The sequence below is a fragment of the Kitasatospora sp. NPDC059577 genome (assembly GCF_042735475.1).
Classification (GTDB): Bacteria; Actinomycetota; Actinomycetes; order Streptomycetales; family Streptomycetaceae; genus Kitasatospora.
In genome coordinates, this window is sequence record NZ_JBHWBZ010000024.1 from 50,796 (window position 1) to 61,197 (window position 10,402).

Genomic DNA, 10,402 nt, shown 5'->3' on the forward strand with positions numbered 1-10,402 from the left:
CGGCTACGACCTGCCCGAACTCAACGTCTCCACCGTCATCCTGAACACCGACGGCCAGGACGTCCCGGTCACCGTCGCCGACACCCCGACCACGGCCCCGACCGGCTCCACCACGGTCACCAAGACCGACTCCGCCACCTCGCAGCCGCTGGCCGGCGCCACCTTCCAGCTCTGGCGCGAGACCAACGGCATCCCCGGCCTGCAGACCACCGGCGTCAACCCGGACACCGCCGTCGGCTCCCCCTGCACCACCCCCGCCAACGGCATCTGCACCGCCGACGGCCTCCCCCTCGGCACCTACTACTGGCAGGAGACCGCCGCGCCCGACGGCTACGACCTGCCGCAATCCGCCGTGTCCACGGTCGAGTTGACGAAGGACTGCCCGTTCGTGGAGATCACGGTCCAGGACAGCCCGACGTGCCCCCCGGAGCCGTGCCCGCCCGACCCCTGCCCGCCGGACCCGTGCGACCCGGAGCACCCCGAGCCTCAACCGCATCCACATCCGTATCCACATCCGCACGGCACGTAGCCGCCCGCGCCACAGCCGCATGACCGCATGAGTGCCCGAACCCGGCCGGAGGAGCCCCGCAGTGGCTCCTCCGGCCGCGTGCCGACCGGCCTCGGTCACGGACCGGGCCCCGCCGACGGTGCGGACGGACTTCTGCGGACCCGGCGCGGTGGCAGCGGCACGAAGCCGCTGGTCCGGGCGGCGTAGTCGGCCCAGCCGGGTCGCTGAGCTCCCAACTGCCGCTCCAGCATGGGCTTTCCGCTACCGAACGCGAGCAGCCAGGTCATCAGGAGCGGGCTCGGGACGAAGGCCCAGCCGACGGGGGTGTCCGCGGCGAGCAGGAACAGCCCCCACCACACGCAGGCGTCGCCGAAGTAGTTGGGGTGACGGGTGTAGCGCCAGAGGCCGCGGTCCATGACCCGGCCCCGGTTGGCCGGGTCGGCCTTGAACCGGGCGAGCTGACGGTCCCCCACGGCCTCGAAGAAGAGGCCGACCGCCCACAGGGCGGTGCCCGTCCAGGCGAGCGCACCGGGCGGGTGCGGAACGTACTGGGCGGCCTGGACGGGGAGGGAGACGAACCAGACGAGGGCCGCCTGGAGCAGGTAGACGATCCGCAGCGCGTACCGGGTGCGGGGCGGGCCCTCGGGGGCTCGGGCGAGCATGCGGGCGTAGCGCGGGTCCTCGGGCGCGCCCCGGGCGCGCCACCAGATGTGCGCGGACAGCCGCAGGCCCCAGACCGTGACGAGCACCGTGGCCAGCAGCCGGCGTCCCGGGTCCCCGGAGCCGTCGGAGAGCGCGTAGCCGGTCAGTGCCACGGCGGTGAACGCCAGTCCCCAGGCGACGTCCACGCCGCGGTGGCGCCCGGTGCGCACCCCGACGGCGAAGGCGGCGAGCAGGACGGCGAGGGCGACGGCGGCGGTGACCGCGAGGTTGACGGCGAAGGCAGTGGCGTTCACGGCCGCGCCCCGGATCCGCCGGGCCGGACGGCGGGCGTGCGGAGCGGGCCCGCCGCGCTCATGCCGTCACCTCCTCACGGGTCAGCACCACCTGCCGGACGTCCAGGTAGCCGGTGCGGAAGCCCGCCTCCGAGTAGGCGAGATACAGCTCCCACGTGCGCCGGAACACCTCGTCGAACCCGAGGGCCGCGACCTGCTCCGACCGCTCGGTGAAGCGTTCGCGCCACAGGCGCAACGTCTCCGCGTAGTGCGGCCCGTAGGAGTCGACACCGGTGACGCGCAGGCCGGTGCGGTGGGCGGCGGTCTCGGTGATCGCCTGCAGGGAGGGGATGAGGCCGCCGGGGAAGACGTACTTGAGGATCCAGGTGTAGGTGCGGCTGGCGGCGAGCATCCGGTCGTGGGGCATGGTGATCGCCTGCAGGGCGACCCGGCCGCCCGGGGCCAGGACCCGGTCCAGGGTGGCGAAGTACTCCGGCCAGAACGGCCGTCCGACGGCCTCGATCATCTCCACGCTGACCACGGCGTCGTACGTGCCTTCGGCGGCCCGGTAGTCGCACAGCCGGACCTCGGCCCGGCCGTCCTGCCCCGCGTCGGCGATCCGGCGGCGGGCGAGGAGGAGTTGCTCCTCGGAGAGGGTGAGGCTGACCACGCGGGCCCCGCGGGCGGCGGCGCGCACGGCGAGTTCGCCCCAGCCGGTGCCGATCTCCAGCAGCCGGGTCCCGGTGCCGACGCCGGCCAGGTCGAGCAGGCGGTCGATCTTGCGGTGCTGGGCGGCGGGCAGGTCCTCCCGGGTCGCGGCGGGCAGCGGGCCGGGAGCGGCCGGGAAGAGCGCCGAGGAGTAGGTCATCGTCGGGTCGAGGAACAGGGCGAACAGGTCGTTGGACAGGTCGTAGTGGCGGCGGATGTTGTGCCGCGCGTTCGTGGTGGTGGCGAGTTCCTCGGCCGGCGGACGCTTGACGCAGAGCCGGCGCAGCCACTGCGTCCCGGTCGGCACCAGTGTCTCGGGGGCGGCGGCCAGCCGGGTGAGCAGCGCGACCAGGTCGGGGCTGTCCCAGTCGCCGGCCTGGTAGGCCTCGCCGAATCCGATCAGGCCGCTCTCGCCGACCCGGTGCAGGAAGTCCTCGGGGCGGTGCAGCCGCAGGACCGGCGCTCCGGCCGGGGCGCGCCGCAGGGTCCGGCCGTCGGGGAGTTCGACGCGCACGCCGCGCTGTGCCGCCACCCGGTGCAGCAGCCGCCCGGCCACGGCGGCGCGCAGCGGTGCGTGCGGCACCCGGGCGACGTCCGGCCAGCGGGCGGGGTCGACGACGGGCACCGGCCGTGCCGCCGGGGGGACCGTGGTGGTCATGGGGTGGGCACCTCTTCCGTGGGCGGGGGCGGGGGCGGGGCATTGTCGGCACGCCCGGGCGGACGGTCGGGCGAACCCTGGCGGTCGGGCGAACCCTGGCGGTCGGGCGGGCGCGGGTGGACGGGCAGGCCGCTGAGCCACAGCCGGATCCCCCGGTAGCGGATGTGCAGGCTGACGGCCCAGGTCGCGAACGGGTGGGTCAGCGCGGCGCGCAGCAGAGCGGCGGGGCCGGCCGGTCGCGCGGTGCCGTGGACGGTGGCGGTGAAGGCGCGGCCGCCGTCGCGTTCCAGGTGGACGGTCAGGCGCAGGCGCTCGCCCGGCTCGGGCAGCACCATCCGGTAGTGGCCGTCGACGGGGAAGAACGGCGAGACGGGGAAGTCCTTGGGGGTCTCGCCCTGCCCTTCGGGGTCGGGCGGCAGCAGGTAGCGGTGCCGCCCGCCGTACGTGTTGTGGACCTCGGCGACCGTGCACAGCGGGCGACCGGCGCCGTCGCGGCACCAGTACACGGTCAGCGGGTTGAACACGTACCCCAGCGAGCGGGCCTGGGTCAGCATCAGCACCCGGCCGTCGCCGAGCCGGACGTCGTGCCCGGCGAGGTAGCGCTCCAGCTCCTGACGGATCGTCAATTCCTCCCCGGAGGGCTCCAGGGCGTGGTCCTGCGGCCGGAACCGGGCCAGTGGCCGCAGCGGCCGGGGCACCGGCGGGAGGTGGTCGAGGTCCACCAGCCACAGGCAGCCGCGGTGCCGGAAGGCGGGACGTCGGGGTGCGGTGCGCACATGGGCGGTGGTGGTGTCGTAGAGGACCGCGCCCCACGGGCCCGGGAGGGTGGTCACGGTGCGCCCACCCCCAGCAGGGACCGTGCGGCCTCGATGCCGGAGCGGCAGCCGTCCTCGTGGAACCCCCAGCCGTGGTAGGCGCCGGCGAACGCCGTTCGCGTGGTGGTGAGTTCGGGCAGTCGGCGCTGCGCGGCGACCGTGTGCGCGGTGTAGATCGGGTGCTCGTACACGGTCCGCGAGACGACCAGGTCCTCGGGGACCGGGCGCTGCCGGTCCTCGTTGAGGGTGACCAGGTAGTCCTCGGCGGTGTCCAGGCGCAGCAGCCGGTTGAGGTGGTAGCTGACCCGCACCCGGTCCGAGGGCGCGTCGCAGTGGGGCATCCGGTAGTTCCAGGAACCGCGGGCCCAGCGCGCGGCGGGCAGGACGGAGGGATCGCGGTGCAGCACGGTCGGGTTTCGCGAGTAGGCGAACGCGCCGAGCACCTCCAGTTCGGCGTCGGTCGGGTCGACGAGCAGCTGCAGTGCCTGGTCGGCGTGGGTGGCGATCACCACGGCGTCGGCCACGGTGCGGCGGCCGTCCCCGGAGATCACGGTGACGCCGTCCGGGTGGCGGCGCACCGCCCGCACGGGGGCGGAGCGGTGGACGGCGGTGAGCCGCTCGGCGATCTTCTCGACGTACGTGCGCGAGCCGCCGACGACGGTGCGCCAGGTCGGCGAGCCGGTCACGGAGAGCATGCCGTGGTTGTCGAGGAACGCGAACAGGTAGCGCGCAGGGTAGTCGCCCGCCAGATCGGGGGCGCAGGACCACACGGCGGCGACCACCGGGGTCACGAAGTGGCTGACGAAGTACGGCGAGAAACCCTCGGCTGCGAGGAAGTCGCGCAGGCTGGGGTCACCCGCCGCCGGGGCGGCGAGGAGGCGGCGGGCGGCCCGGTGGAAGCGGGGCACCTCGGCGAGCATCCGCAGGTACCGGCCGCGCGCCAGGGCGTCGGGCTTGGCGAACAGACCGGCCGGCCCACGGGCGCCCGCGTACTCCAGACCGCACCCGTCGCACCGCACCGAGAGGCTCATCTCGCTGTCCCGGGTGCGGACGCCGAGTTCCTCGAACAGCCGGACCAGGTGCGGGTAGGTCCGCTCGTTGTGGACCAGGAACCCGGTGTCCAGGGCCAGGGCCCGGCCGTCCGGCCCGGTGGCCTCCTGGGTGTGGGCGTGGCCGCCGAGCCGGGCGTCCGCCTCGAACAGCTCGACCTCCGTCCCCGCCCGGGACAGCTCGTACGCCGCGGTGAGACCGGCCACGCCGGAGCCCACGACCGCGACCCTGCGCACCCGCGCACCGCCGCCGGCTGCGGACGGGACGACCTGCGTGGTGGAGACGGTGCCGGACATCGTCACAGGAGCCCTCCTGACGGGGCCGCACCCGCGGCCCGTTCTGTCGTTGCACCGAACGTTCGGAACCGCCAGGGCTACGGATTGGCCCGACCTCCGGCCGGCACCGGCCGGCACCGGCGGGGCTCCCCGGGGCGGTGGCCCCGTCCCTCACCGTGCCGCCCTCGCCGCCCTCGCCGCTCGGCCGGCGCCGGGGCCCGCTGCCGCGGCCGTCCTCGCAGCGCTCGGTCCGGTGGGGGCGGACGGCCGGGCGGGGCCGGACGATCGGGCAGGGCCGGACGATCGGGCAGGGGCGGACGGCCGGGCGGGGCCGGACGATCGGGCAGGGTCGGACGATCGGGCAGGGGCGGACGGCCGGGCGGGGCCGGACGATCGGGCAGGGTCGGACGCGAACGCGGTTCGGAGCCGGCCCAGGCCGTCCCGGATCCGCGTCTTGACCGTGCCGAGCGGAAGGTCCAGCAGGTGCGCGATCTCCCGCTGTGAGTAGCCGCCGTAGTAGGCCAGCACCACGGCCTCGCGCTGTGCTCCGCTCAGGTCAGCGAGTGCGGACCGCACCCGCAGGCGGTCCAGCGAGCGGACCGCCTGCTCGTCCGGCGGATCGGACCCCACCGCCTCCGGGAGGGCGGTCCGCTGCTCCCGGTCGGCGGCCGCCCGGGCGGAGCGCACGCGGTCCACGGCGCGGTGGTGGGCGATGGTCAGCACCCAGGTGGTCACCGTTCCGCGCTCGGGCCGGTAGGCCGCGGCGGTGCGCCACACCTCCAGCAGGACCTCCTGCGCCACCTCCTCCGCGTGGACCGGGCTGCGCAGGATCCGGAGCGCGACCCCGTACACGGGCCCGGCCACCGCGCGGTACAGCAGCTCGAACGCCGTGTCGTCGCCCCTCGCCGAGCGGGCCAGGAGGGCACGCAGGTCGTCGGCCGCCGCCCCGGGCCACCCGGAGGCGTCGGCAGCACGACGAGTCCGTGCCGGTGTTCGCGAAGCCACAGACCCACCGTGCGACGTCCGACCCGAGGGGCCCACTCGCGGCGTTTGTGCACCGTTTCCCTCGCAGGCGACGTCGGGCCGCAGGCCGGTCCCCGCAACGGATCGCGAACCCGGGCCGCGCGGCGGATCGCACGCCGGTCCCCGCAGCGGCGCGCGCGCCGGGCCGCGCCGAACCCGGCGGCGGGCCGTGTACCGGGCCGCGCGCCGCGCGCCCGATCCGTACGGTCACCGCCGCGTGCCCGCCAGATCCGCCGACACCTCCCGGGCCGCCCGCGCACCCGAGGCCAGCGCTCCCTGTACCGAGGCCGTCGCCCGGTGGTCCCCGCACACGTACCGGCCCGGCGCGAACCGCGTACTGCGGCTGAGCGGCAGCGGCGCCGGCCCGGCCGGCAGCGCCTCGGCGATCCGGTAGTCGGCCAGCGGGCGCCACGCCGAGGAGTCCACGCCGTACAACTCACCGGCCCGGCGCCGGGCCGCCCGCTCGTCCGCCTCCGCACCCAGCACCGAGGTCGACACCAGTGCCCGGCCGTCCGGCGCGCAGCCCGGTACGACCTCCGACAGCACCACCGTGTTCAGCACCCGCCGCTGCGCGTCCACCACGAGCACCGGCTCGCGCAGCGGGCTGACCGACGCCACGTGGTAGAAGGTCGTCACCGCCCGCGCCGTCGGCACCTCCAGGCCGGGCAGCAACCGGGCCGCCGCCGCCATCCCGGTGGCCACCACCACGGCGCGCCCGCGCAGCACAGCGCCGTCGGCGAGCACCACCCCGTCGGCCGTCAGCCGTTCCACCGGCGCCCGGCACACCAGCCGCCCCTCCGGCAACCGCGCGGCCAGCTGCCGCGGCACCGCCCCGATCCCCTCCCCCGGCAGGCACAGACTCCCGCGCACCATGCTGCGCCACACCAGGTGGAACATCCGGCTCGACGTCTCCAGCCCGTCCTCCAGGAACACCCCGGCCAGGAACGGGCGCAGCACGCCGTCGACGGTGCGCCGCGACACGCCGGCCCGCCGCAGCGCCCGTTCGGTGGTCGTCTCCGGCGCCCGTTTGAGCACGGCGGCGGGCAGCGCCGCGTCGCACAGCCCCAGCAGCCCGACGGTCGCCAGGTCGCGCAGCGGCAGCGGCCCGTCGGGCAGCAGGCCCAGCGCCTGGGCCGGGCGACGGGTCGGGTCCAGCAGCCGGCGGGAGCGCCGCCCGTCGGCGAGCAGGAAGCCGGGCGTGAACGGGCGCAGTCGCAGCGCGCCGAGATCCACCCGGCGTCTGACCTGCGGATAGGAGGTGTTGAACACCTGGAAGCCGCGGTCGAGGCGGAACCCCTCCACCACGTCGGTGCGCATCCGCCCGCCCACGTCGTCGGAGGCCTCCAGGACCAGCACCTCCCGGCCCGCCGCGGTGAGGTCCAGCGCGCAGGCCAGCCCGGCCGGCCCCGCCCCCACCACGATCACCTCCACTGCCGTCTGCCGTGACATCGCGGCCTCCTCGTTCGGCTCGGCGCCGGTCCCGGCCCGGGTGGTCGTCCCGGACCGGCCACGTGCGATTCGGAGACCGGCGGTGGAACGGATTGGAGCCGGGGCGGGCCGACTGCCGACCGGCCCGCCGGGCGCAGCACCCTGGGCGGCGACAGCGGCGGCCGCGCATCGCGGTATCCGCGGACGCATCCACGAACGCATCCGCGACGAAGAAGGGGCGTGACGGCCCGCGCCCTCGGCGGGCCGCAGCCGAGAGGAGTCCCGATGATCAACGTGGAACGCGCCATGGTGGTCGACCGGCCGGCCGAGGAGGTCCTGCGCTACCTGGCGGACTTCGGGAACACGCCCGGGTGGGACCCGGGCACCGAGAGCTGCGTCCGCCTGGACACCGGGCCGGTGGCCGAAGGGGCGCAGTGGCGCAACACCTCGCGCTTCAGGGGGCGGCGCACCGAACTCGTCTACCGCTTGGAGCAGTACCGGCCCGACCGGCTGGTGTTCGTCGGGCACAACCGCACCGTCCGGGCCACCGACGACATCACGGTCCGCGCCTCCCGGGGACGCACGCTCCTGGTCTACCGCGCCTCGCTGCGGTTCAACGGCCTCGCGCGCCTCGCCGCGCCCCTCCTCCGGGCCGAGTTCGAACGCCTCGCGGACGCGGTCGCGGATCGGCTGCCCCGGGTGCTGGCGGAGCGGTGACCGACGCACGGTGGCATGCCTCCGCGGCAGGCGGGGCTTGTGAGGTACGCGAGGCCTTGCGAGGTACGCGAGGCCTTGCGAGGTACGCGGGGCGTCCGGGGCCTGCGGGGCTTGCCGGAGCGATGCGTGCCGTGACCGAATCCGGCCCACCCGCAAGGGAGTTGCCGTCTGGCCACGGGGGCGACGGGCTGCCAGGCTCTCAGGCCTACCACTCCGGACGCTGAGGAGGAATCGCACGGTGGGTCCACGGCAGGCGCTCTCCCGCCGGTCGACGGCCGCCGCCCTGTCGCCGGGCGGCGCGGCCCCGGCCCGCGCCCCGACCCGCGCCCCGACCCGCGCCCTGGCCGGCGCCCCGACCGCACAGGCGGCCGAACCGGCGCGGCGTCCGCAGGCGGCACCGCGGCCACCTCGGCGTGCACGGCCGGCACCGCCGCCGGTCCCGGCGCCACCTCGACCGCCTCCGATCGGCTGACCGGTGGACTTTGCCGCCACACACCGTCAGCGCGCCAGCGGCTACCGAGAAGTACGCCGCCCGGGTTCCTACGATCCGCCCCATGAGCAGCCGGTCCGCACCAGCCTGCGACGGGTCTGCCGAACCCCAGAGACGACGGGACGCACACATGAGACGAACGATCCGCGGCCGCCTGCTGGCCTGGGCCGCCGCCGGCGCGACACTGGCCGCCGTGGCGGGCGCGACCGCCGCGCCCCCGGCGGCGGCGCACGACGACGACCTCGGGCCCGCCATCGAGGCGATCATGCACAAGCCCGGTTACGAGCACGCGCAGTGGGGCGTGCTGGAGACCGATCCGGCGACCGGCCAGGTGTTCCACTCCCGGTACGCGAACCAGTTCTTCGTCCCCGGCTCGACCGCGAAGCTCGTCACCATCTCGGGCGCCTGGCACGCGCTGGGCCCCGACCACCGCTTCTCGACCCCGGTCTTCGCCACCGGCTCGCGCACCGGCTCGACCCTCACCGGCAACCTGGCGATGGTCGCCCAGGGCGACCTCACGATGGGCGGCCGGACCAGGCCCGACGGGACGGTCGACTACACCTCGATCGACCACACCAGCGCCAACGACCTGCCCGGCGCGACCCTCACCCCCGAGAACCCGCTCGCCGGCCTGGACATGATCGCCCACCAGGTGCGGGCCACGGGGATCACGCGCGTCAACGGTGACGTCGTGGTGGACCCCCGGCTGTTCGCGCCCCCGGCGCTGGACCCACAGCCGACCCCGCTCATCATCAACGACAACGTGATCGACCTGCTGACCACCCCCAGCGCCCCCGGCGAGACCGCGCAGCTCATGTGGCGCCCGCAGGTCGCGCCCTACCAGGTCACCTCCACCGTGCAGACGGTGGCGGCGGGCGGCACCACGGACATCCGGGTCTCGGCCTCCCCCGACGGCACACGGATCACGCTGAGCGGCACCATCGCCGCCGACGCGCAGCCCGTGCTGCGCATCTCGAACGTCCAGGACCCGAACGCCTTCGGCCGCACCGCGCTGATCGAGGCGCTGGCGCGCGCGGGCGTGACCGTCTCCGCCGACCCCACCGGCCCGAACCCGGACGGCAAGCTGCCGGCCTCGTACGACGGCGACCCGCAGGTGGCCGCGTACGTCTCCCCGCCGTACAGCCAGTACGCCAAGCTGATCCTGAAGGTCAGCCACAACCTCGGCGCCAACCTGGCCCTGTGCAACATGGCCGTGACGCGCGGGAGCAAGGACTGCTTCGACGGTTTCGGCGTCGAGCGCGACTTCCTCACCGACGTGGCGCACGTCGACCCGACCCAGTTCCAGCTCGCCGACGGACGCGGCGGCGTCTTCCAGGACCGCGCCACGCCCATCGGCCTCGACCAGGTGCTCGCCTACTGGCTGCGCACCCCCGACGCGGACGCCTTCCGCCACGCCCTGCCGATCCTCGGCGTGGACGGCTCGCTGGCGATCTCCTGCACCACCGACTGCCCGGCCCGGGGCAAGGTCTTCGCCAAGCCGGGGACCATCGTCGGCGCGGACGACCTCAACCAGCGGATCGCGTACAACGCCCAGGACCTGGCCGGCTACCTGGAGACGGACGACGGCTGTCTGCACCTGTTCTTCATCGGCGTGAACGGCGCCTCGGCCACCGACATCAACGACGTCATCCGCATCTTCGACGACGTCAGCCAGATCGCCGCGCTGCTCCAGGAGCAGGCTTCGGCCGGGCACCGCGCCCCGGAGCACGGGGCCGCCTCCTGATCCTGGGGGTCACGGCGTCCGGGAGGCGCGCGGTCGGCATCGACCGCGCGC

Annotated in this window: 9 protein-coding genes; 3 read left to right on the forward strand and 6 right to left on the reverse strand. The window is 75.4% G+C overall.

The genetic code is table 11. The annotated features are described in order from the left end of the window. Positions 1 to 529, forward strand: a 529-nt coding sequence (locus ACFV0O_RS20230; RefSeq protein WP_380343460.1) for a prealbumin-like fold domain-containing protein, incomplete at its 5' end; no start/stop codon positions are given. Between the two features lie 95 nt (positions 530 to 624). Here ACFV0O_RS20230 and ACFV0O_RS20235 read toward each other — a convergent pair. The 6 genes from ACFV0O_RS20235 to ACFV0O_RS20260 all read right to left on the reverse strand — a co-directional run bounded on the left by ACFV0O_RS20235 (position 625) and on the right by ACFV0O_RS20260 (position 7,421). After that, positions 625 to 1,464, reverse strand: a complete 840-nt coding sequence (locus ACFV0O_RS20235) for a DUF1295 domain-containing protein (RefSeq protein ID WP_380343463.1) — start codon at positions 1,462 to 1,464, stop codon at positions 625 to 627. 58 nt (positions 1,465 to 1,522) lie between these two features. Then, entirely contained in the window at positions 1,523 to 2,809 is a 1,287-nt protein-coding gene (locus tag ACFV0O_RS20240) for a class I SAM-dependent methyltransferase (RefSeq protein WP_380343465.1), read from the reverse strand. Then, entirely contained in the window at positions 2,806 to 3,642 is an 837-nt protein-coding gene (locus tag ACFV0O_RS20245; protein ID WP_380343468.1) for a DUF1365 domain-containing protein, read from the reverse strand. The genes ACFV0O_RS20240 and ACFV0O_RS20245 overlap by 4 nt, the downstream gene beginning before the upstream one ends. Further along, positions 3,639 to 4,970, reverse strand: a complete 1,332-nt coding sequence (locus tag ACFV0O_RS20250) for an NAD(P)/FAD-dependent oxidoreductase (RefSeq protein ID WP_380343607.1) — start codon at positions 4,968 to 4,970, stop codon at positions 3,639 to 3,641. The genes ACFV0O_RS20245 and ACFV0O_RS20250 overlap by 4 nt, the downstream gene beginning before the upstream one ends. A 150-nt stretch (positions 4,971 to 5,120) precedes the next feature. Beyond that, positions 5,121 to 5,954, reverse strand: a complete 834-nt coding sequence (locus ACFV0O_RS20255; protein ID WP_380343471.1) for a sigma-70 family RNA polymerase sigma factor — start codon at positions 5,952 to 5,954, stop codon at positions 5,121 to 5,123. Between the two features lie 225 nt (positions 5,955 to 6,179). Continuing rightward, a complete protein-coding gene (locus ACFV0O_RS20260; protein ID WP_380343474.1) occupies positions 6,180 to 7,421 on the reverse strand; it encodes an NAD(P)/FAD-dependent oxidoreductase in 1,242 nt (413 codons plus the stop codon). A gap of 264 nt (positions 7,422 to 7,685) precedes the next feature. On the opposite strand from ACFV0O_RS20260, the gene ACFV0O_RS20265 reads away from it, so the two are divergent. Both ACFV0O_RS20265 and dacB read left to right on the forward strand, forming a co-directional pair. Then, a complete protein-coding gene (locus ACFV0O_RS20265) occupies positions 7,686 to 8,117 on the forward strand; it encodes an SRPBCC family protein (protein ID WP_380343476.1) in 432 nt (143 codons plus the stop codon). A gap of 620 nt (positions 8,118 to 8,737) precedes the next feature. Next, on the forward strand, positions 8,738 to 10,351 hold the full coding sequence (gene dacB, locus ACFV0O_RS20270; RefSeq protein WP_380343479.1) for a D-alanyl-D-alanine carboxypeptidase/D-alanyl-D-alanine-endopeptidase: 1,614 nt from the start codon (positions 8,738 to 8,740) through the stop codon (positions 10,349 to 10,351). Positions 10,352 to 10,402: the final 51 nt, after the last annotated feature.

What these genes read in the sequence shown, in the direction of transcription:
- ACFV0O_RS20240 (WP_380343465.1), bottom strand. Translation starts at nt 2,809, where the DNA reads ATGACCACCACGGTCCCCCCGGCGGCACGGCCGGTGCCCGTCGTCGAC.
- ACFV0O_RS20250 (WP_380343607.1), bottom strand. Translation starts at nt 4,970, where the DNA reads ATGTCCGGCACCGTCTCCACCACGCAGGTCGTCCCGTCCGCAGCCGGC.
- ACFV0O_RS20260 (WP_380343474.1), bottom strand. Translation starts at nt 7,421, where the DNA reads ATGTCACGGCAGACGGCAGTGGAGGTGATCGTGGTGGGGGCGGGGCCG.
- ACFV0O_RS20265 (WP_380343476.1), top strand. Translation starts at nt 7,686, where the DNA reads ATGATCAACGTGGAACGCGCCATGGTGGTCGACCGGCCGGCCGAGGAG.
- dacB (WP_380343479.1), top strand. Translation starts at nt 8,738, where the DNA reads ATGAGACGAACGATCCGCGGCCGCCTGCTGGCCTGGGCCGCCGCCGGC.